This window comes from Actinomadura bangladeshensis, from assembly GCF_004348335.1.
Taxonomy (GTDB): domain Bacteria; phylum Actinomycetota; class Actinomycetes; order Streptosporangiales; family Streptosporangiaceae; genus Spirillospora; species Spirillospora bangladeshensis.
The window spans coordinates 1-20,889 of sequence record NZ_SMJW01000146.1 but is presented as its reverse complement, the minus strand read 5'-3'; the positions used below and the strand labels follow the sequence as shown (position 1 = coordinate 20,889).

The following is a 20,889-nucleotide window of genomic DNA, read 5'->3' as shown; positions in this document are numbered from 1 at the left end:
GAGGGCGGTGGTGATGTCGGCGGCCTGGGCGGCGGGGACGTCGGCGATGCCGAAGCCGGACTCGTTCAGGGCGGCGGTGGCCTCTTCGGCGAGGTCGCGGCCGGCGGGGGTGATGGTGGCGAGGACGACGCGGCGGTCGTCGGGGGAGGGGCCGCGGCCGACCAGGCCGCGGCGCTCCAGGCGCCCGATCACGTTGGTGACCGAGGCGGGGTGCACCATCAGGCGGACGCCCATCTTGCCCATCGGGAGGGTGCCGGTGCGGGTGAAGGCGAGCAGGCGGAGGGCCTCGTAGGCGGCGAACGTCAGGCCGTACGGCTTGAGGACGGCCTCGATGCGCCCGAGCAGGAGCTGCTGGGCGCGCATGACGGAGGTGACGGCCGCCATGCGGTCGGCGTGCTCGGGCCAGCGGGCGCTCCACTGGCGGTGGGCCTCGGCGATGGGATCGGGGGTGTCGGGCACCGCATCACCGTATGCCGTCTTGACTCGTCCGCGCACGGAAACTATTTTAACTTCCAAATATTGGATGTCCAAAGTTTGGGGTGGGACGGTGACGGGGGAGCTGCACGCGCCGGTGCATCCGGTCCGGTTCGTGACCGCGGCGGCGCTGTTCGACGGCCATGACGCGGCCATCAACATCATGCGGCGCATCCTGCAGTCCCAGGGCGCCGAGGTGGTGCACCTGGGGCACGACCGCTCGGTGCGCGAGGTCGTCGACGCCGTCCTGGAGGAGGACGCGCAGGGCGTGGCGATCAGCTCGTACCAGGGCGGCCACGTCGAGTACTTCGAGTACCTGTCGCGCAGCCTGAAGGAGGCCGGCGCCGAGCAGGTGAAGGTGTTCGGCGGCGGCGGCGGGGTGATCGTCCACGAGGAGATCGCGCGGCTGTCCGGGGCGGGCGTGCGGATCTTCTCCCCGGAGGACGGGCAGCGCCTCGGCCTGCCCGGCATGATCAACGAGCTGGTGCGCGAGTGCGACGTCGACCTCGCCGCCGAGCCCGTCCCGGTGGACGGCGTGCTGGCGGGGGAGCGGCGCGCTCTCGCGCGGGCCGTCACCTGCCTGCAGGCGGGGAAACTGCCGGACGGCGACCTGGCGCGGCTGCGCGCGGCGGCCGCGGAGCGGCGGGTGCCCGTGCTCGGCATCACCGGCACCGGCGGCTCCGGGAAGTCGTCCCTGACCGACGAGCTCGTGCGGCGGTTCCGCGTCGACCAGGGGGACCGGCTGCGCGTCGCGGTGCTGGCCGTGGACCCGACGCGGCGGCGCGGCGGCGGCGCGCTGCTCGGCGACCGGATCCGGATGAACTCCCTGGACGGCGACCGGGTGTTCTTCCGCTCGCTGGCGACGCGCGGCGCGCGGGAGCTGCCGGAGAACATCGAGGACATCGTCGCCGCCTGCAAGGCCGCCGGGTTCGACCTCGTCATCCTGGAGACGCCCGGCATCGGCCAGGGCGACGCCGCGATCGTCCCGCTGGTGGACGTGTCGCTGTACGTGATGACGCCGGAGTTCGGCGCCGCGTCCCAGCTGGAGAAGATCGACATGCTCGACTTCGCGGACGTGGTCGCCATCAACAAGTTCGAGCGGCGCGGCGCCGCGGACGCGCTGCGGGACGTGTCCCGGCAGCTCGTCCGCAACCGGGAGGCGTTCGGGCAGCGGCCCGAGGACATGCCCGTCTACGGCACCAGCGCCGCCACCTTCAACGACGACGGCGTGACGGCCCTCTACCGGCATCTCGGCGGCCTGCTCGGCGAGCACGGGCTCGAACTGGAGGACGGCGCCCTGCCGGAGGTCGCGACGAAGACCTCCACCGGCGCCGCGACCGTGATCCCGCCCGGACGGGTGCGCTACCTGTCGGACATCGCCGAGACGGTGCGCGGCTACCACGACGCCACGCTGAAGCAGATGGATGCGGTGCGGCGCGTCCAGCGGCTGGACGAGGTGCGCGCCGAACTGACCGACGCGTCCGAGGTCGAGGAGCTCCTGGAGAAGGCGCGCCGCGCCGTCGAGCCGGGCAGCGCCGAGCTGATCGAGGGCTGGCCGGCCGTCGTGGAGTCCTACTCCGGTGACGAGCAGGTCGTGAGGATCCGCGACAGGGAGCTGCACACCAAGCTCACCCGCGAATCGCTGTCGGGCAGCCGCATCCCGCGCGTCGCGCTGCCCCGCTACACCGACCACGGGGAACTGCTGCGGTTCCTGCGGAACGAGAACCTGCCCGGCCGGTTCCCGTTCACCGGCGGGGTGTTCCCGTTCAAGCGCGACAACGAGGACCCGGCCCGCATGTTCGCGGGGGAGGGCGACCCGTTCCGCACCAACCGCCGGTTCAAGCTGCTGTCGGAGGGGCAGCCCGCCACCCGGCTGTCGACCGCGTTCGACTCGGTCACCCTGTACGGGCGGGACCCCGACGAGCGTCCCGACGTGTACGGCAAGGTCGGCACGTCCGGCGTGTCGATCGCGACGCTGGACGACATGAAGGCCCTGTACGACGGGTTTGACCTGTCGTCGCCGACCACGTCGGTGTCGATGACCATCAACGGGCCCGCGCCCACGATCCTGGCGTTCTTCCTCAACGCCGCCGTCGACCAGGGGCTCGACGCCTTCTACGAGGAGCACGGGCGCGAGCCGTCCGAGGAGGAGGCCGCCGAGATCCGCGCGCGCGTCCTGTCGACCGTGCGCGGCACCGTCCAGGCCGACATCCTCAAGGAGGACCAGGGGCAGAACACCTGCATCTTCTCCACCGAGTTCTCGCTGCGGATGATGGGCGACATCCAGGAGTGGTTCATCGCCAACGGCGTCCGCAACTTCTACTCGGTGTCGATCTCCGGCTACCACATCGCCGAGGCCGGGGCGAACCCCATCAGCCAGCTCGCGTTCACCCTCGCCAACGGATTCACCTACGTCGAGTCGTACCTGGCGCGCGGCATGGACGTCGACGACTTCGCGCCCAACCTGTCGTTCTTCTTCTCCAACGGCATGGACCCCGAGTACAACGTCCTCGGGCGCGTGGCACGCCGCATCTGGGCCGTCGCCATGCGCGACCGGTACGGAGCCAACGAGCGCAGCCAGAAGCTCAAGTACCACGTGCAGACGTCCGGGCGCTCCCTGCACGCGCAGGAAATGCACTTCAACGACATCCGGACGACGCTGCAGGCGCTCATCGCCATCTACGACAACTGCAACAGCCTGCACACCAACGCCTACGACGAGGCCGTGACGACGCCGACGGCCGAGTCGGTGCGGCGCGCGCTCGCCATCCAGATGATCATCAACCGGGAGTGGGGCCTCGCGATGAACGAGAACCCGCTGCAGGGGTCGTTCATCATCGACGAGCTGACCGACCTCGTCGAGGAGGCGGTGCTCGCCGAGTTCGACCGCATCAGCGAGCGCGGCGGCGTGCTCGGCGCGATGGAGACCGGCTACCAGCGGGGCCGCATCCAGGACGAGTCGATGCTGTACGAGCAGCGCAAGCACGACGGCTCCCTGCCGATCATCGGCGTGAACACCTTCCGCCCGCCGGAGGCGTCGGACGGCACGCCGGAGACGATCGAGCTGGCCCGCGCCACCGAGGAGGAGAAGCGCTCCCAGCTCGACCGCGTCCGCGCCTACCAGGACGCGCACCGCGAGGACGCCGGCGCCGCCCTCGCCGCGCTGAAGGAGGCGGCGCGGGCCGGGGAGAACGTGTTCGCCGTGCTGATGGACGCGGCGCGGGTGTGCAGCCTCCAGCAGATCACCGACGCGTTCTTCGAGGTCGGCGGCCAGTACCGCCGCAACGTCTGAGGAGCGGGCTGTGACGCCCCGCGACGACACCGGCCGCCCGGTCCCCGTCCCGGACCGGGTGCGCCGGGTCGTGTCGATCGTCCCGTCGCTGACCGAGACGGTCGCGGTCACCGCGCCGGACCTGCTCGCCGGGGCCACCGACTGGTGCACCCATCCCGAGGGGCTGGACGTGCCGCGCGTCAGGGGCACGAAGAACCCCGACGTGGAGAGGATCGCCGGGCTGCGGCCCGACGTCGTCCTGGGCAACACCGAGGAGAACCGCCCCGCCGACATCGAGGCGATGCGCGCGGCGGGCATCACGGTCTGGATGACGGAGATCCGCACCGTGGACGAGGCCCTGGTGTCGCTGCGCCGCATGCTGGCGGAGGCCTGCCGGGTCCCGGTGCCGGGCTGGCTGGACGAGGCGGCACGCGTCTGGTCGGACCTCACCCCCGGCCCGCGGCGGACGGCCGTGATCCCGATCTGGCGGCGGCCGTGGATGGTCGTCGGCCGCGACACCTTCACCGGCGACGTCCTGCGCCGCCTCGGCGTGTCCAACGTCTACGCGGACCACCCGGACCGCTACCCCAAGATCCCCTTGGACGAGCTGCACGCCGAGCTGAACTCGGCGGGCGCCGACCTGGTCGTCCTGCCCGACGAGCCGTACCGGTTCACCGAGGACGACGGCCCCGAGTCCTTCCCCGGCCTCGACGCGGCGCTGGTGGACGGGCGGCACCTCACCTGGTACGGCCCGTCGCTCGCCGGCGCCCCGGCGGCACTGTCGCGGCAGCTCGCCGGGGCGCGGAGGTACTGAGCGCGGCCTAGCCGGGCGGGCGGGCGAACATGGCCTCCACGCACCCGGCCATGCGCTTGTCCAGCTCCTCCGCCGGGATGCCGATCTCGTGCGCCAGGTGCTCGCGCAGCAGCGTGTACCCGTAGATCGTGGACGCGATCGCCGCCTGCACGGCCTCCACGTCCGCGACGGGCAGCTCGCCCCGCGCGGCCTCGGCGGCGAGGTCGGCGCGGCCCGCGCCCCGGTTCAGCAGGACGCGGGGCCGGTCGTCGCCGTCCAGGACCAGCAGGGTCGCCAGCCGCACCGGCTCGGGGTTGCGCAGGCTCGTCCAGAACAGCCGGGACAGCCGCTCGCGCAGCGGCAGCCCGGCCGCGTCCACCGCGTCCTCGGCGTTCGGCCGCGACCGGTGGAACAGCGCCGAGCGCAGCAGCGACCGCCGCGACCCGAAGTACTGGTAGACCAGACCGCGGTTGACGCGCGCCTCGTCGGCGACCTGCCGCAGGTTCAGCCCGGCGAGGACGCCGCCGCGGCGCAGCAGCGCGACCGCCGCCGCCCGCAGCGACTCCTCGGTCGCCTCCCGGTCCCGCCCGCGGGCCGCCCCCTCACGCGCGGGGACCACCGGCCACGTAGATCACCTGGCCGGACACGAACGACGCGTCCTCGCTGACCAGGAACGCGACCGTCCCCGCGATGTCCTCGGGGACGCCGACGCGGCGGACGGGGATCTCCTTGGCGGCGGCCGCCTTGAAGTCCTCGAAGTCGACGCCGACGCGGGCGGCGGTCGCCGCCGTCATCTCCGTGGCGATGAACCCGGGCGCGATCGCGTTGGCGGTCACGCCGAACTTGCCGAGCTCGATCGCGAGGGTCTTGGTGAAGCCCTGCAGGCCCGCCTTGGCCGCCGAGTAGTTGACCTGGCCGCGGTTGCCGAGCGCCGACACCGACGACAGGTTCACGATCCGGCCCCAGCCGGCCTTGGTCATGTGCTCCTGCGCGGCGCGGCTCATCAGGAACGAGCCTCGCAGGTGCACCGACATGACCGAGTCCCAGTCGTCGTCGGACATCTTGAACAGCAGGTTGTCGCGGGTGATGCCGGCGTTGTTCACCAGCACCACGGGCGGCCCCAGCTCGGCGGCGACGCGCGCGACGGCCGCGGACACCGCCGCGGAGTCGGCGACGTCGACGCCGACCGCGAGGGCCGTCCCGCCGTCCTCGGTGATCGCCTCGACCGTGCCGGCGCAGGCGGCCTCGTCGAGGTCGCAGACCGCGACGGCGAAGCCCTCCTTCGCCAGCCGCACGGCGGTGGCGGCGCCGATGCCGCGCGCCGCGCCGGTGACGAGCGCCACCCGGGTGTCAGTCATTGCGCTGCCCCTCCCTCGGACCTGGACGTCCGTCAGACCTGGATGTCCTTGGCGATGATGGTCTTCAGCACCTCGCTGGTGCCGCCGTAGATGCGGGTGACGCGGGCGTCGGCGTACAGGCGCGCGATCGGGTACTCCAGGATGTAGCCGTAGCCGCCGTGCAGCTGCAGGCACTTGTCGACGACGCGGGCCTGCACCTCGGTGCAGAACAGCTTGCAGACGGCCGCGTCGGCGGGGGTGAGCTCGCCGGCGTCCAGCGCCTCGATGCACCGGTCGACGAGGGAGCGGGCCGCCTCGACCTCGGTGGCGCACTCGGCCAGGACGAACTTGGTGTTCTGGAACGACGACACGGTCTTGCCGAAGACCGTCCGCTCCTGGACGTACCTGCGGGCGAACTCGACCGCGGCGGCGGCGGAGGCGTAGGAGCTGGTCGCGATGCCGAGCCGCTCCTCGGCCAGGTTGTGGGTGAGGTACTCGAACCCGCGGCCCTCCTCGCCGAGGAGGTCCTCGACGGGCACCCGGACGTCGCTGAACGACAGCTCGGCGGTGTCGGAGCTGCGCAGCCCGATCTTCTCCAGCTTGCGGCCGACGGCGTAGCCCTCGCTCTTGGTGTCGACGGCGAGGATCGACAGGCCCGCGCGGCGGTTCTCCGGCGTGGCGGGGGACGTCCGCGCGACGACGAGGACCCGGTCGGCGAGGACGCCGCCGGTGATGAAGGTCTTGGCGCCGTTCAGGACGTAGTGGTCGCCGTCCCTCTTCGCCGTGGTCTGCATGCCGGCGAGGTCGGAGCCGGTGCCCGGCTCGGTCATCGCGATGGCCGTCATCATCTCGCCGGACACGAACGCCGGCAGCCAGCGCTTCTTCTGCTCGTCGTTGCCGTACTTCAGCAGGTAGGGCAGGACGAGGTTGACGTGCACCCCGTAGCCGCCGAAGCCGACGCCCGCGCGGGCGCACTCCTCGGAGACCACCGCCTGGTACTTGAAGCTGGTCTCGCCCGCGCCGCCGTACTCCTCGGGCACCTGGATGCCGAACACGCCCAGCTCGCCGAGCTTGTAGTAGAACTCGCGCGGCGGGTGGCCGGCGTTCTCCCAGTCCTCGTAGACCGGGGCGACCTCGGCCTCGATGAACGCCCGGATCGTGTCCCGGAACGCCTCGTGGTCCTCATTGAAAACGGTGCGGCGCACGCCGTGGCCCCTCTCGTGCAGTCAGCAGGGTGCCGCCAGCAGGGTGCTACTAGCGGAACGCTAACTTAACTCGAATGTAGTTCTAGAATCAACTACGAAGGCGGCCCGGATCAGGGGCTGACCCGCTGGGACAGCGCCTTGAGGAACAGGGCCTGCACCTGCCCGGGCGTCTCGGCCACGTAGGCGTCGCCGCGGGTGAGCCGGGCGATCTGCCGCAGCTCGCCCACGTCCACGTCGTCGCCGTTGCCGAACATGTTGATCAGGACCGGGCGCTCCGGGTCGTACTCGCGGCGGATGTGGTCGAGCGTCTCGCCGAGCGTGGGGCCGCCCGGGTCCTCGTTCCGTCCGTCCGTCCACAGCAGGATCGAGTTCACGTACTCCGGCTTGTAGGTCCGCTTCATGTAGTCGAACGCCGCCATGACCGTGTCGTACAGGCCGGTGTCACCGTGCTCCTTCACCCTGATCTGCGCGAACGCGCTCAGCATGCGCTGGCGCCGGGTGGCCGAGCCGAGCCGCTGCCCGAGCGGCCCGACGCTGACCAGCTCCCGCCAGTCCCGGTCGCCGCTCAACCTGGTGGAGAAGACCCACTGGCCGAGTTCGGTGTCGTCCGGCAGCAGGGACAGCCCGTCCTGCGCCGTGCGGACCGTCGACTGCAGCCGGGTGACGCCCGGTGCCACCTGCTCGTCCATCGACCCGGACACGTCGATGATGCTGAGCATCCGGATGCTCAGCGACAGCTGCGCCCACGACTGCATGGTGCGGCGCACCTCGGCGGTGGACGGCGCCGGCAGCGCCTTCGGCGCGCGGGGGTTCACGCCGTTCGCCGCGGAGAAGGCGGCGGGCGCGGCGCCGCCGGGCGCCCGGAACCCGAGCCGCTGGACGTCCTCGCGGGCGGCCTCGTCCGCGAGCGCCCGCCAGAGCAGCCGGGCCGCGCCCGCCTTGGCGCGGTCCGCCGACAGGACGGCGACGGGGTGGTCGAGGTAGACCGTCCCCTCCGCCGGGTAGACGGCGACCGCCGGCTCGGCCGGCCGCCGCGCGTTGTAGCCGAACAGCGCCTGCTCGGGCACCAGCGCGACGGGGTAGCGGCCGCCCTTGTCCTTGCCGACGGCGGGGTCGAACGCGTCGAACTCCGCCTTGACCGAGACCGCGACGCCCTCCCGGATCGTCCGGACGACGCCCGCGAACCCGGCCTCGCCGCCGGGGGCGCCGGCGAGCAGCGCGCCGGCCAGCATCAGCGCGCCCATGCCGGTGGCGCTGCGGCCCGGATCGGGGACCTGCAGCCGGAACAGCCGCGGCGGGATCACCCCGTCCCCGGTCCCGGCGGCCGGGCCGCCGTCGCCGTTCGAGGCCGTGCCCGCCGCGGCCAGCAGCTCGGTCCAGGACGGCTGCTCGGGCGCGCCGAGGTTCCGCAGCTGGACGGCGAGCCCGCGCGGCATCGCCAGGACGATCGGGGTGGCGGCGACCCCGCCGAGGACGGCCGGCGCCGCCCCGCCCTGCCCGGAGCCCTCGACGAGCTCGAGCCACAGGGACGAGTCGGGGATCCAGACGTCCGGCCGCTCGGTCACCCCGGCCACGCCCTTGCCCGACAGCAGCGTCGCGACGGCGTCCGGCGCGGTGGTGCGCACCCGCGCGCGGGCGCAGCGCCCGTCCACCTCGTGCCGGGCGTCGTTGAACCGGCCGGCCGCCCGGATCACCGCGGGCGCGACGTCCGGCGCCACCGCCACGCCGACCGTGACGGCGTCGCCGCCGGCGCAGTCGCCGCCCCCCATGCCGAGCGCGTAGGCGCCGGCGCCGGTGAGCAGGACCAGGCCGATCGCGCCGGCGAGGGGGCCGAGCAGGACGCCGCCGACCCGGCGGGGCGGGCGCCGCGCGGCGGTCTGGCGGCGCCGCCGCGGCGGTCTCGCGGCGGCGTGCGCCGGGCCAGGCGGGCGGGGCGCGCGGTCCGGCCGGCGGAAGGCGTCGAAGGGCTCGCCGGCCTCCGGCCGCGGCGGCTCCCACCGGCCGCCGGGCGGCCCGCCCGGATCGGAGGCGCCGAGGAAGGCGCGGGGCGCGTCGCCGGCGCCCGTCTCCGGCAGGTTCCGGGGTGCCCACTCGGGCACGTCGTCGTGTCCGCTCATCGCCGATCTCCGTTTCCCGGACGGGGGTACCGGGCCGCGTCGCGCCGTGTCGTGACGGGCCGTCGTGAGACACATGAACGATCTGTCTCATAACTGGCCAGGTGTGATGTTCGTCTCATCGGCGCCTCCCGTCAAGGGGCCCGGCCGGTCAGGGCCGCACGGGGATCTCGGCGAGCAGCGCGGACAGGCCGGCGGCGCGCTCGGGGGCGACGTCGCCTGGCGCCCGTCCCGCCAGCGCCGACCGCAGCGCCGCCACCCGGCGCGGCAGGTCCACCGGCTCGCCGCCGTCCACTTCGTTGAGCAGCGTGCTGACCTGGGTGGCGAGGTCGGTGCCGAAGCGGGGGCCGACCTCGCCCGCCGCCATGCCCGTGTCGATGGCGCGGCGCATCCGGGCGAGCGCGCCAACCGCCTGCGCCCGCGTGTCCGCCGCCGGGACCGCCGGACGGGCCGCGCGCGCGGGCCTGGGGGGCGCGGCCGGAACCGGCGGGAGCGCGCCCCGGCCGTCCGCGGGGGAGTGCGGCGGCGCGGACCGGCGCGGCGGTGCGGGCAGCGCGACACCGCCGGGCGCGTCCCGCAGCGTCGGCAGGACCACCGCCAGCGGGGCGAGCGCCAGCGCCGGCACCGCCGCGGCCGCGCCGCCCAGCACCGCGGCGCGCCGGAACCGGCGGTACCCGCGCCGCGGACCGGCCCGCCGCCCGCCGGGAGCGTCCGCCGGCGGGAGGACGGCGGCCGCCGCGGTGCGCGCGGCCAGCGCGCGGGCCACCTCGGCGGCCGGCGGGCGCTCGCCCGGCTCGGCGGCGCGGCAGCGGTCCGCGAGCGCGGCCAGCTCCGCGGGCAGCCCGCTCTCCGGCGGCGCGCCCGCGTCCGGCAGGCACGCGGCGAGGAGCGCGCCGAACGCCCGCACGTCCTCGGCCTGGCCCGGCTCGCCGTCCCGCGCCGCCTCCGCCCCGCCGGCGCCGGCCGCTCCGGCGATGCCGAGCCCGAGGATCTTCACACCGTCCTCGGTGAGGAGCACCTGCCCGGCCCTCAGATCGCCGTGGACGACCCCGCAGGAGTGGACGGCGGCCAGCGCGTCCGCGACCTCGGCGCACACGGACAGGGCCTCCTGCGCGCACGGCAGGCCGCGTTCCAGCCGCGCCGCCAGGGACTCGCCGGTCAGGTCCTCGGTCACGACGTAGGTGAGGGACTCCCCGCCGGGGCCGCCGGCCTCCCCGTAGTCGTAGGTGGTCGCGATGCCGGGGTGCGCGAGCGCGGCGGCGGCGCGGGCGGAGTCCCGCAGCCGACGCCGCAGCGCCCGCCGCTCGCGCGGCACCGCGACGAGCGCGACCGCGACGCGGCGGGCGAGCAGCTCGTCGTGCGCGCGCCACACCTCCGCCGGGCCGCGCCGTCCGGCGCGGTGTTCCATGCGGTAGCGGCCGTCCAGCCGGAATCCCGGGTCCACGGGGCCTCCCCTCGGGCGCGGGGATGGTGTCGTCGCCGCTCAGCAGTACGCAGCGCGCCCCGGAACGGATCGGTCCACGGCCGGGCGCGCCGGCGGAGTCCGTCCGGAGTCCGTCCGGAGTCCGCCCGGAGTCCGTCCGGGGGCCGTCCGGGGGCCGTCCGGGGGCCGTCCGGGGGCGTCCGGCTCGGAACATCGCGCCCGCCCGCGGATCCGCGGGCGAAAAGTTCGGATCGACCGGGTTTCGGCCCGTGGCCGGAGCAGGCCAGGCCAGGGCCTTGCCCTTCTCGAACGAATGTGCTTCCGCCCGGACGCCGGTCAAAGGCGGGTCACGGGGACGCCGGCCGCCGGCGGCCGCGCGGGCCGGGGAAGCCCCGGCGGAGACCCCGGGCAATGAAAAGCGGCGCCGGGTGGATACGGGGGCAATCCACCCGGCGCCGCATCATCGGTGTTCCGACGGGGGCCCGGAACACCGGCACGGGCGCTCCGACGGGGGACCAGAGCGCCGGTACAAATCGTACACCGAAACCCCCCGCAGTTAGTCAAGAGAATGTCACGACCCGATTTCCGGTCGCTGTCCGGAATCGGGCTTCTGTTCCGGCTCCAGGGTCGGCTTCCCGTGATCGTGCGCCGCGCGGTCGTCGAACACGGCCGACGTCGTCGGCTCCCGGCCCCCGTTCGCGAAGATCACCGCGATGTAGGGGAGCAGGGCGGCGCCGACCACCAGGAGCACCGCCAGCCACCACGGCGCGCCCGCGACCGCGGCCACGACCGCGCCGCCGAAGCAGACCGTGCGGACGCCCATGGAGATCAGGTACCGGCGCTGCCGGTATCCGATGTCCTCTGACATGGGGCGGGGAGCGTCGGTGACCGTGTAGACCTCCGGCTCCCGCTGGTGGCGGGGATTGACCTTCACGTTTCCACGGTAAGCCCATGGAGTCCGGCCTGCGACTGCAGTACGGGTCAAAACAACGCATCGGGAGGAACGGATGACCGATCGCACGTACCGGGTGACGGAGATCGTGGGGACCTCCCCCGAGTCGGTCGAGACCGCGATCCGCAACGGCGTCAGGCGCGCCTCGGAGACCCTCCGCCATCTGGACTGGTTCGAGGTGAAGGAGGTCCGCGGCCAGATCGAGGACGGGGAGGTCGCCCACTTCCAGGTCACGATGAAGGTCGGGTTCCGCCTGGAGGACGCCTGAGCCCCCGAGGAGGCCCGAGCCCCCCGCCGACGCGGCGCGCTCGCCCCGGGCCGCGGCGCGCCCGCCATGGACCCGCAGGGCCCGCCCCGCGGCCGGGGCGGGCCCTGCGGGGCGTCAGGACGCCTGGGACACCGTCGACATGTTGAAGTCGGGGACCCTGACCGGCGGCATGGCCGCGCGGGTGAAGTAGTCGGACCACTCGCGCGGCAGCGTCGGCCCGGTCTCCCCGACCTCGCTGAGCCGCGACAGCAGGTCGACGGGGCTCTCGTTGAACCGGAAGTTGTTCACCGCCCCGACGACCTCGCCGTCCTCGACGAGGTAGACGCCGTCGCGGGTGAGGCCGGTCAGCAGCAGGCTCTGCGGGTCGACCTCGCGGATGTACCACAGGCACGTCAGCAGCAGCCCGCGCTCGGTCCGGGCGACCATCTCCTCCAGCGCGGCGCCGCCGTCCGGGCCGGTGAGCGCCAGGTTGTCGACGGGCGGGGTGACCGGCAGCCCGGTCCGCGCGGCCGAGTGCCGGGTCTGGGTGAGGGAGGCGAGCTTCCCGTCCCGGATCCAGTCGGTGGCGCCGAGCGGGAGCCCGTTGTCGAACACCGACGCCTCGCGCCCCGAGGCGTGCGCGACGACGAACGGGGCGCACTCCATCCCGGCGGCGGCCGGGTCGCTGGACAGCGTGACGGGCAGCGCCGCGAGCCGCTCCCCGACGCGGGTGCCGCCGCCGGGGGCGCTGAACACCGTCCGGCCGTCGTGCGCGTCCTGCGCGCCCGCCGACCAGTACAGGTAGATCATCAGGTCGGCGACGGCGGACGGCGGCAGGATCGTCTCGTACCGCCCGGCGGGCAGGTCCACCCGCCGCTCGCCCCACTCCAGCCGCCGGGCGAGGCCGCCGGTGAGGGCGGCGACGTCCACGTCGGCGAAGTCGCGGGTGCCGACGCCCGCCCACGCCGAGCCGCCCGCGCCCTTGGCGTTCAGCTCCAGCAGCCCGGTCGGCTGGTCGTGCCGCAGCCGCAGCCCCGCCGACGTGCCGAGGAACGTCGAGGTCAGGACGTGGTTGGCGAACCCGTACAGGCGCCGGTCGCCGGCCTGCGCGGCGCCGAACGCCTCGCCGAGCGCGGGCGCGAAGCCCTCGAACACGCCGATGCCGGTCTCGGCCGGGTCGTCGTCCCACCCGCCGGCGCCGGCCGGGCCCTCGGTGACGAGCGGCCCGGCGTCCTCGGCGGGGTCGTTGCCGGCGGCGTCGGCCTCGGCGGCGCGGACGAGGTCCTCGATGCCGTCGGCGCCGACCGCCGACCGCGACACCGCGCCCGCCGCGACGCCGTCGGCGGTGTGGCGCAGCGCGATGACGGTGAGGCGGCTGGAGCGGGTCACCCCGTTGGTGGTGAGGGTGTTGCCCGCCCACCGCAGGTTCGCGGTGCTCGCCTCGTCGGCGATGACGATGCAGTCGTCGGTCCGGGACAGCGCCAGGGCCCGCTCGACGGCCTCCTGCGGCCTGATGCCGGTCACTGGCCCGCCTCCTTCAGCGTGTTGAGGATGTTGACGCCGCGGAACAGCGCGGCCGGGCAGCCGTGGCTGACCGGCGCGACCTGCCCCGGCTGGCCCTTGCCGCAGTTGAAGGCGCCACCGAGCACGTAGGTCTGCGGGCCGCCGACCGCCTCCATCGAGTTCCAGAAGTCGGTCGTGGTGGCCTGGTAGGCGACGTCGCGCAACTGCCCCGCCAGCCGCCCGTTCTCGATCTTGTAGAAGCGCTGCCCGGTGAACTGGAAGTTGTACCGCTGCATGTCGATCGACCAGCTCTTGTCGCCGACGATGTAGACGCCGCGCTCCACGCCGGAGATCAGCTCGTCGGTGGACGGGCCGCCTTCGGCGGGCCGCAGCGAGACGTTCGCCATCCGCTGGATCGGCATGCTGGACGCGGCGTCGGCGAACGCGCAGCCGTTGGAGCGCTCGGCGCCGGTGAGGCGGGCGATGCGCCGGTCGGTCTGGTACCCGGTGAACAGGCCCTCCGACACGATGTCGAACGACTGCGTCGCCACGCCCTCGTCGTCGTAGCCGATGGTGGCGAGGCCGTGCTCGGTGGTGCGGTCCCCGGTGATGTTCATGACCTCGGAGCCGTACCGCATGGTGCCGAGCTTGTCGGGCGTGGCGAACGAGGTGCCGGCGTAGGCGGCCTCGTAGCCGAGCGCCCGGTCCAGCTCGGTGGCGTGCCCGATCGACTCGTGGATGGTCAGCCACAGGTTGGACGGGTCGACGACGACGTCGTAGGCGCCCGGGTCGACCGTCGGGGCGGCGAGCTTCTCGGCGAGCAACTCGGGGATGCGGGCCAGCTCGCCGTCCCAGTCCCAGTGCTCGCCGGACAGCCACTCCCACCCGTACCCGGCGGGCGGGGCGAGGGTCCGCATCGTGTCGAACAGGCCGCCGGCGATGCCGACGGCGTTGATGACCGGGTGCAGCCGGACGCGCTGCTGGGTGGTGACGGTCCCGGCGAGGTCGGCGAAGAACTTGTTCTCCTTGACCTGCAGCAGCGTCGCGTCCACGTGGTCGACGCGGTCGTCGGTGAGCAGCCGGCGGCTCCACCCGGCGAGCAGCGCGATCTTGTCGGCGGTCGGCACCTCGAACGGGTCGGTCTCGTACGCCGACACCCAGGTGCGCTCCCCGTGGACGGGCTCGGGCGCCAGCTCGATGGGCTCGCGGTTGACGGGCCGCGCGACGGCGGCGACCTCGACGGCCCGCGCGGCGACGCGCGCCGCCCCGTCCGGGGTGAGGTCGATGCCGGCGGCGAAGCCCCAGGTGCCGTCCTTGACGACCCGGACCGAGAGGCCGACGTCGTCGGCGTCCAGGGCGGTCTCCAGGGCGGCGTCGTGCAGCCGGAGCGTCTGGCTGCGGATGCGTTCGAGGCGGAAGTCGGCGTGCTCGGCGCCCAGCTCCCGGGCCCGGGTGAGGGCCGCGTCGGCCAGCGCGCGAAGCGGCAGCGCGGTGAAGGCGGGATCGATGTCATGCACCTTCAGCAACCTACCCGCAGGCCCGGCGGGTGATCGAGAACAAAGCCGGGTCGGCGGATCTTGTCGGTTCGGCACATCCGCAGGGCGGGGTGCGGGCCGCTAGGGTCGTGCCGCAAGTCACAGTACGCAAGCAGACGAGAGGGTCCGTGATGAGTCGCTCTGTCCTCGTGACCGGCGGTAACCGGGGCATCGGCCTCGCCATCGCCCGCGAGCTGTCCGCGGCGGGCGACGCGGTCGCCGTCACCTACCGGTCGGGCGAGCCGCCCGAGGGGCTGTTCGGCGTCCGCTGCGACGTCACGGACGCCGAGGACGTCGACGCCGCGTTCAGCAAGGTCGAGGCCGAGCAGGGCCCGGTCGAGGTGGTCGTCTCCAACGCGGGGATCACCAAGGACACGCTGCTGGCGATCATGAGCGAGGAGTCGTTCACCTCGGTGCTCGACACCAACCTGACCGGCTCGTTCCGGGTCGCGAAGCGGGCCGTGAAGAGCATGATGCGCAAGCGCACCGGCCGGATCGTGCTGGTGTCGTCGGTCGTGGGGCTGATGGGCTCGCCGGGGCAGTCCAACTACGCCGCGTCCAAGGCGGGCATGGTCGGGTTCGCCCGCTCCCTCGCCCGCGAGCTCGGCTCCCGCAACATCACGGTGAACGTGGTGGCGCCGGGGTTCGTCGACACCGACATGACGGCGGTCCTCAGCGAGGACCAGCAGAAGGCCATCACCGCGGCGGTCCCACTGGGGCGGATCGCGCGGCCGGAGGAGATCGCGAAGGCGGTGCGGTTCGTGGCGAGCGAGGACGCCGCCTACATCACCGGGGCCGTGATCCCGGTCGACGGCGGACTGGGAATGGGGCACTGACGACCATGGGAATTCTCGAAGGCAAGCGCATCCTGGTGACCGGCGTCCTCACCGACGCCTCCATCGGCTTCCACGTCGCGCGGATCGCGCAGGAGCAGGGCGCCGAGGTCGTGCTGACCGCCTACCCGCGGCCCACGCTCACCGCGCGGACCGCCAAGCGGCTGCCGTCCGGCCCGGACGACCCGCCGCCGGTGATCGAGCTCGACGTGATGAACACCGAGCAGCTGGACGCCCTGGCCGGGAACCTGCGTGAGCACGGGTTCGACCGCCTCGACGGCGTCGTGCACGCGATCGGGTTCGCGCCGCAGACCGCGCTCGGCGGCAACTTCCTGGAGACGTCCTGGGACGATGTGGCGACCGCCGTGCACGCCTCCACGTACTCGCTGAAGTCGCTGACGATGGCGTGCCTGCCGCTGATGGAGGACGGCGGGTCCGTCGTCGGCCTCGACTTCGACGCCACCAAGGCGTGGCCGGTGTACGACTGGATGGGCGTGGCGAAGGCCGGCCTGGAGTCGTGCGCCCGCTACCTCGCCAAGTACCTCGGCCCGCAGGGCATCCGCGTCAACCTCGTCGCCGCCGGGCCGCTCGCCACGATGGCCGCCAAGAGCATCCCCGGCTTCGAGGGCATGACGGACATGTGGCCGAAGGCGGCCCCGCTCGGCTGGGACATCAAGGACAGCGAGCCGACCGCCCGCGCGTGCGCGGCGCTGCTGTCGGACTGGTTCCCCGCCACGACCGGTGAGATCGTCCACGTCGACGGCGGCATCCACGCCATCGGCGCCGCCTACTAGCGGGCGACGCCTCCGGACCAACGACGAGCCGGCGCCGCCCCGCGGGGCGGCGCCGGCTCGTCGGTGTCCGCGGCGCCGGTCGCTAGCGGGCCCTGCGGCGGCGCAGGGCGCGGCCCGCGACGCTGATGTTCAGGGCGCCGACGGCTCCGGCGGCGCCCGCCGCGGCGGCGACGAGCAGCAGCTGGCCGTTGTCCTGCCCGGAGGCGGCGACGGGGGAGATGAGCCGCGTCTGCGGCATCGCGGCGGTGCCGCCCGCGGTAGTCCGGTAGCCGTTGGGGTCCGCGGCGATCTCCGGGGTGGGCAGGACGCCCGGCAGCCCGGTGGCCGCGGACGGCGCCTGACCGGAGTACGGCTTCAGACCGCCCGCGTCCGTCATGGGCGCGGGCCCGGACGCGCCCGCGGCCCCGCCGGCCGCGGGCGCCGACGGCTTGCGCGGGGCCTTCGCGGCCTTCTTCGCCGGCGTGCTCTTGGCGGTCTTCTTCGTCGTCTTCGCGGCGGTCTTCTTCGGCGTGGGCGTCGGGGTGGGCGCCGGCGCCGGGGTCTTCGGAGTGAGCGCCTCGCGCAGGTTGCCGAGGTTGCACTTCCAGTTCTCGATCGTCGTCTCCGGGTCGACGCCCTTCTTGCACTCCTCCGCGGCCGCGGAGGACGCCGGCGCGGCGAGCACCAGGACGAGCGCCCCCGCCGAGACCGCCGCCGAAGCCGTTCCGAGCCGCCTGACCCGCTGGCGCATGTCGATCCTCCACCCGATGCCGTGCACGGCCCTCACGGGCCTGACCCTGTTGACATCGTGTCCCATACGGGGCCGTCCGTAAACCGCGACACGGGGGTTTCTTTACCCTGTCGCGACCTCACTGGACGACCAGCGTCGCGAGCCGCGTGCGGCGCGGCGCCGCCCCGGTCTCGCGCACGGCCCCGGCCAGTGCGGGCCCGGCCGCCTGGACGACCGACAGGTGCCGGCGCGCCAGCCCGAACGCGCCGGCCACCAGCGGCCGGGACAGCCCGCCGGCGGGCAGCACCGCGACGACCGCGGGCCGGCGCGTGCCGCGCGCCCGCGCCGCCGGCACCGCCCAGCCGTGCCGCAACCGGGACGCGTCCGCCGGGGCGACCACGGCCGGCCCGGCGGGGAAGTCGACGTCGAGGCCGTGCGGGCCGCCGCCGGTCACCACGCCCGTCTCGCCGACCGCCGCCTGGGGGAGCGGCGCGTTGACGACCACCCGGTCGCCGGGGTCCATCCCGCCGAACGCGCCGGGCCCGGGGTTCAGCCGGGCCTTCAGCGCCGCGTTGAGCGCCCCGGCGCCCGCCGGGCCGCCCGCGGCGGCCGTGACGACCTGGACGTCCCCGACCGGGATGCCGAGCGCGCGGGGGATCGAGTCGGTGACGAGCTGGACGGCCCGGTGCACCGCCTCACCGGGGTCGGCGGCGGGCACGACGACGACCTCCCGGCCGGGCGCGTCCACGGCGGGCAGGTCGCCCCCGCGCACGGCCTCCACCAGCGTCCCGAGCGGACCGGACGGCGGCGCGGCGTCCAGCGCGACCACCGGGACGGTCTCGGACGCCTCCAGGTCGTCCAGCGGCCGGCCCGGCCCGGCGGGCGGCGCGGCGCCCGGCTCCGCGCACAGCACCAGGTGGGCGCCGTCCGGGCACGCCTCGGCCAGCACCGCGCACAGCTCGACGTCGAGCTGCGCGGCGTCGGCGACGATGACCAGGTCGAGGTCGAACGGGTGCCGCTCGCCGCGCCCGTACACCACGGCGCCGGGGGCCGCCGCCGGGTCGTCGCGCGGTTCCAGGAGCCGGTGCAGGCTCGTGACCGCCACCCCCTCGGGGGCGCCGAGGTCTGCGGCGGCGCGGTCGGTGGGGGCGGCGACGGCGGTCCGCAGGCCCGCGCCCGCGGCGGCGCCGGCGATGCCGAGGACGGCCGCCGCGAGGTCGTCCGGCGCGCCGCGCAGGATGCTCACCCCGGTGCGCACCGCGGCGGTCAGCGCGAGCGACCGGTCCTCGGGCAGCCCGTCCCGCAGGGCCTTGACGGCCGCGTCGTCCAGCAGCGGCACCGCGGTGAGCGTCAGCCGCTGGAACCCCTCGGCGGCGGCCTCCTCGGCGAGCGCCCAGCGCGCCGCGCCGAGCATCTCCTCCGGTTCCTCCGGTTCGGCGTCCTCCTCGAAGGACTCCTCGTCGAACCCGGGCTCCTCGGTGAGGGACAGCACCTCGGCCTCGTCCAGCGCGGCGTCCACGGCGGCGCGCGGGTCGGGCACGCCGGCGCGCTCCAGCGCCGCGAGGACCTCGGCGGCGGGGGTGACGGTGTGCCCGCCGCGCGCCGCCTCGGTCAGCAGGTGCAGCACGAGCGCCCGCCCGCGCCGCACGTCGCCGGGCCCGGCGCCGCCGCCGAGGACGGCCCGCGCGAAATGGTCGGCCTGCTCAGGCCGGACGCCCGGCACCCGCAGCAGCCCCCACGGGTCGGCGCGCAGCCGCTCGGCGGCGTCCGGGCCGAGCCGCGCGGCGGCCGGCGCCGCCAGCGGCGCGGGCACGCCCGCGGAGGCGAACAGCTCCGCGAGGGCGCGCAGGCCGTCCTGTGCGCCGCGGGCCGGCGGCCGCGCCGGCCGGTCGGGCGGCGGCGCGGGCGCGGCGCGGCCGTCGAGATCCGCGGCGGCGGCCTCGGCGGCGCGCATCGCCGCGGCGGCGCGCGCGGCCCGCTCGGCGGCGGAGGGCTGGTCGCGGGAGTGGTCAGGGCTGTCGGTCACGGGCTTCCCGTAGCTGTGTCGGAGACGTCGTCGAGCGCGCCGCGGATCTCGTTCGGCAGCGTCAGGTCCTCGCTCTCCAGGATCGCGCCGAGCTGCGCGGCGGTGCGGGCGCCGACCACCGGGGCGGCGACGCCCTCCCGGTCGCGGACCCACGCCAGCGCCACCGCGAGCGGCGAGCGGCCGAGGCCCTCGGCGGCGGTCACCACCGACTCCACGATCCGGGCGCACTCCTCGTCGAGGTAGGGCTGGACGAACTCGGCGAAGTGCGGGGCGGCGGCGCGCGACCCCGCGGGGATGCCGGTGCGGTACTTGCCGGTGAGCACGCCCCGGCCGAGCGGCGACCACGGCAGCAGCCCCGCCCCGGCGTCCAGCACGGCCGGCACGACCTCCCGCTCGATGTCGCGGCGCAGCAGCGAGTACTCCAGCTGCGCCGACACCACCGGGGCGCGGCCCGGCCAGGCCCGCTGCCACGCGGCGGCCTTGGCGACCTGCCAGCCCGCGTAGTTCGACACGCCGACGTAGCGGGTGCGGCCGGACGCGACGGCCTCGTCCAGCGCCGACAGCGTCTCCTCCAGCGGCGTCGCCGGGTCGTAGACGTGCAGCTGCCACAGGTCGACGTGGTCGAGGTCCATCCGGTCCAGGGAGGCGTCCAGGGCGCGCAGCAGGTGCCGGCGCGACCCGTCGTAGCGGCCGTTCGGCCGGATCGCCGCCTTCGTCGCGACGACCAGGCCGTCCCGGTCGACGGTGTCGCGCAGCAGGTGGCCGAGGATCCGCTCGGCGACGCCGCCCGAGTAGACGTCCGCGGTGTCCACGAGCGTCCCCCCGGCGTCCACGAACGCGACGAGCTGCGCAGCGGCCTCGTCCGGGTCGGTGTCCTGCCCCCAGGTCATGGTGCCGAGACCCAGCCGGGACACCAGCAGCCCGCTCCGCCCGAGGTGACGCTCCTTCATAGGCGGTCAATGTAGCGGTCCGCGCCGGGCGCGCGGAAAGTGAGCGATCGGCCGGCGCGGATCCGCCCACGGCGCAAAGATCCTGGTGGGATCTACTGCCGGGGCCGCCGCCGGGCTAAAGTGCGCAGCCATGGCGCCACCCCCGTTCTCGATGTACTCGCCGAAGTCGCCGGACGGCGACGGCGGCCCGGACATGGCGCCGGTCTTCGGCGCGGGGCCGGGCGACGACCCCGGCTACCTCGCCTCGCTGCGCGCCGGCACCGAGCTCGGCCGGCTGCGCGCGATGATGCTGGTGCTGCTCGCCGCGCCCGTCCTCATCCTGGCGATCATGCCGCTGATCGTGCGGGACGGCCGCGACGCCGCGCCCCCGTGGGTCTACGCGCCGCTCGCCGCCGCCGCGCTCGTCGCGCTGCTGGCCGGCCCCCGCGCGCCGCGCCCGATGCCGCCGGGCGCCGAGCCCGCCGCGGCGGCGCGGGCCGCGCTGATGATGTTCCGGCAGGCGGTGCTGCTGCGGTTCGCGCTGGCCGAGGGCGTCATCCTGATCGGCCTGCCGCTGGCGATGGTCGCGCACAGCGAGGCGGTGTTCGTCGCCGGGTTCGCCGCCGGCTACCCGCTGCTGGTCTGGCTGGCGCTGCCCACCCGCGGCGGCGTGGACCGCATGCGGCGGCGGCTGGAGTCGCAGGGCGCCGAGTCGCACCTGTGGGCGGTCCTGCTGGCCGCCCC

18 protein-coding genes are annotated in these 20,889 nt (G+C 74.9%); 6 read left to right on the top strand and 12 right to left on the bottom strand.

From position 1 onward, the window contains the following. Positions 1-459: MarR family transcriptional regulator (locus E1284_RS25355; RefSeq protein WP_243714744.1), on the bottom strand; the 459-nt coding region annotated here is incomplete at its 3' end. 64 nt (positions 460-523) lie between these two features. On the opposite strand from E1284_RS25355, the gene icmF reads away from it, so the two are divergent. Both icmF and E1284_RS25345 read left to right on the top strand, forming a co-directional pair. Then, positions 524-3,766, top strand: a complete 3,243-nt coding sequence (gene icmF, locus E1284_RS25350) for a fused isobutyryl-CoA mutase/GTPase IcmF (protein ID WP_131942640.1) — start codon at positions 524-526, stop codon at positions 3,764-3,766. A 10-nt stretch (positions 3,767-3,776) separates the two neighbouring features. Next, the gene (locus E1284_RS25345) at positions 3,777-4,559 is read left to right on the top strand and encodes a helical backbone metal receptor (protein ID WP_131942639.1); all 783 of its coding nucleotides are present in this window, start codon (positions 3,777-3,779) and stop codon (positions 4,557-4,559) included. A 7-nt stretch (positions 4,560-4,566) separates the two neighbouring features. Here E1284_RS25345 and E1284_RS25340 read toward each other — a convergent pair whose 3' ends face one another. From E1284_RS25340 to E1284_RS25315, 6 genes are all read right to left on the bottom strand, one after another. Then, positions 4,567-5,157 carry a TetR/AcrR family transcriptional regulator gene (locus tag E1284_RS25340; RefSeq protein WP_131942638.1) on the bottom strand — a complete coding sequence of 197 codons (591 nt, stop codon included), beginning with the start codon at positions 5,155-5,157 and terminating at the stop codon, positions 4,567-4,569. Continuing rightward, positions 5,141-5,881 (bottom strand): 3-oxoacyl-ACP reductase FabG, encoded by a 741-nt coding sequence (fabG, locus tag E1284_RS25335; RefSeq protein ID WP_425544455.1) that lies wholly within the window; start codon positions 5,879-5,881, stop codon positions 5,141-5,143. Before fabG (E1284_RS25335) ends, E1284_RS25340 begins: the two co-directional genes overlap by 17 nt. Before the next feature lie 47 nt (positions 5,882-5,928). After that, on the bottom strand, positions 5,929-7,080 hold the full coding sequence (locus E1284_RS25330) for an acyl-CoA dehydrogenase family protein (RefSeq protein ID WP_131942636.1): 1,152 nt from the start codon (positions 7,078-7,080) through the stop codon (positions 5,929-5,931). Positions 7,081-7,190: 110 nt separating this feature from the next. Further along, positions 7,191-9,197 (bottom strand): substrate-binding domain-containing protein, encoded by a 2,007-nt coding sequence (locus E1284_RS25325; RefSeq protein WP_165965425.1) that lies wholly within the window; start codon positions 9,195-9,197, stop codon positions 7,191-7,193. A 148-nt stretch (positions 9,198-9,345) separates the two neighbouring features. Then, positions 9,346-10,638, bottom strand: a complete 1,293-nt coding sequence (locus E1284_RS25320; protein ID WP_131942634.1) for a protein kinase domain-containing protein — start codon at positions 10,636-10,638, stop codon at positions 9,346-9,348. A gap of 550 nt (positions 10,639-11,188) precedes the next feature. Then, positions 11,189-11,551 carry a DUF3099 domain-containing protein gene (locus tag E1284_RS25315; protein WP_131942633.1) on the bottom strand — a complete coding sequence of 121 codons (363 nt, stop codon included), beginning with the start codon at positions 11,549-11,551 and terminating at the stop codon, positions 11,189-11,191. A 73-nt stretch (positions 11,552-11,624) separates the two neighbouring features. Between E1284_RS25315 and E1284_RS25310 the strand changes: the two genes are divergently transcribed. Then, complete coding sequence (locus E1284_RS25310; protein WP_131942632.1) at positions 11,625-11,837, top strand: dodecin; 213 nt, start codon at positions 11,625-11,627, stop codon at positions 11,835-11,837. 114 nt (positions 11,838-11,951) lie between these two features. Here E1284_RS25310 and E1284_RS25305 read toward each other — a convergent pair whose 3' ends face one another. Continuing rightward, positions 11,952-13,340 (bottom strand): metallopeptidase TldD-related protein, encoded by a 1,389-nt coding sequence (locus E1284_RS25305; protein WP_131942631.1) that lies wholly within the window; start codon positions 13,338-13,340, stop codon positions 11,952-11,954. Beyond that, positions 13,337-14,836: a TldD/PmbA family protein gene (locus E1284_RS25300; protein ID WP_131942630.1), complete on the bottom strand. Its 1,500-nt coding sequence runs from the start codon at positions 14,834-14,836 to the stop codon at positions 13,337-13,339. Before E1284_RS25300 ends, E1284_RS25305 begins: the two co-directional genes overlap by 4 nt. Before the next feature lie 149 nt (positions 14,837-14,985). Here E1284_RS25300 and fabG (E1284_RS25295) point away from each other — a divergent pair, with 149 nt between their 5' ends. Further along, a complete protein-coding gene (gene fabG, locus E1284_RS25295) occupies positions 14,986-15,690 on the top strand; it encodes a 3-oxoacyl-[acyl-carrier-protein] reductase (RefSeq protein ID WP_131942629.1) in 705 nt (234 codons plus the stop codon). Between the two features lie 5 nt (positions 15,691-15,695). Then, entirely contained in the window at positions 15,696-16,481 is a 786-nt protein-coding gene (gene fabI / locus E1284_RS25290) for an enoyl-ACP reductase FabI (RefSeq protein ID WP_131942628.1), read from the top strand. A gap of 82 nt (positions 16,482-16,563) precedes the next feature. Here the strand turns inward: fabI and E1284_RS25285 are convergent, their stop codons facing one another. The 3 genes from E1284_RS25285 to E1284_RS25275 all read right to left on the bottom strand — a co-directional run bounded on the left by E1284_RS25285 (position 16,564) and on the right by E1284_RS25275 (position 20,166). Further along, positions 16,564-17,247, bottom strand: coding sequence for a hypothetical protein (locus E1284_RS25285; RefSeq protein ID WP_131942627.1), 684 nt, complete (start codon positions 17,245-17,247; stop codon positions 16,564-16,566). A gap of 82 nt (positions 17,248-17,329) precedes the next feature. Continuing rightward, a complete protein-coding gene (locus tag E1284_RS25280; protein ID WP_243714742.1) occupies positions 17,330-19,216 on the bottom strand; it encodes a helix-hairpin-helix domain-containing protein in 1,887 nt (628 codons plus the stop codon). Then, positions 19,213-20,166 (bottom strand): aldo/keto reductase, encoded by a 954-nt coding sequence (locus E1284_RS25275; protein ID WP_131942626.1) that lies wholly within the window; start codon positions 20,164-20,166, stop codon positions 19,213-19,215. The genes E1284_RS25280 and E1284_RS25275 overlap by 4 nt, the downstream gene beginning before the upstream one ends. Positions 20,167-20,296: 130 nt before the next feature. Between E1284_RS25275 and E1284_RS25270 the strand changes: the two genes are divergently transcribed. Further along, the coding region (locus E1284_RS25270) for a hypothetical protein (protein ID WP_131942625.1) at positions 20,297-20,889 on the top strand (593 nt) is incomplete at its 3' end.

Excerpts from the sequence above, each read along its gene's own strand:
- E1284_RS25275 (WP_131942626.1), bottom strand. The coding sequence starts at position 20,166 with ATGAAGGAGCGTCACCTCGGGCGGAGCGGGCTGCTGGTGTCCCGGCTG.
- fabI (WP_131942628.1), top strand. The coding sequence starts at position 15,696 with ATGGGAATTCTCGAAGGCAAGCGCATCCTGGTGACCGGCGTCCTCACC.
- E1284_RS25325 (WP_165965425.1), bottom strand. The coding sequence starts at position 9,197 with ATGAGCGGACACGACGACGTGCCCGAGTGGGCACCCCGGAACCTGCCG.
- icmF (WP_131942640.1), top strand. The coding sequence starts at position 524 with ATGTCCAAAGTTTGGGGTGGGACGGTGACGGGGGAGCTGCACGCGCCG.
- E1284_RS25310 (WP_131942632.1), top strand. The coding sequence starts at position 11,625 with ATGACCGATCGCACGTACCGGGTGACGGAGATCGTGGGGACCTCCCCC.
- fabG (WP_131942629.1), top strand. The coding sequence starts at position 14,986 with ATGAGTCGCTCTGTCCTCGTGACCGGCGGTAACCGGGGCATCGGCCTC.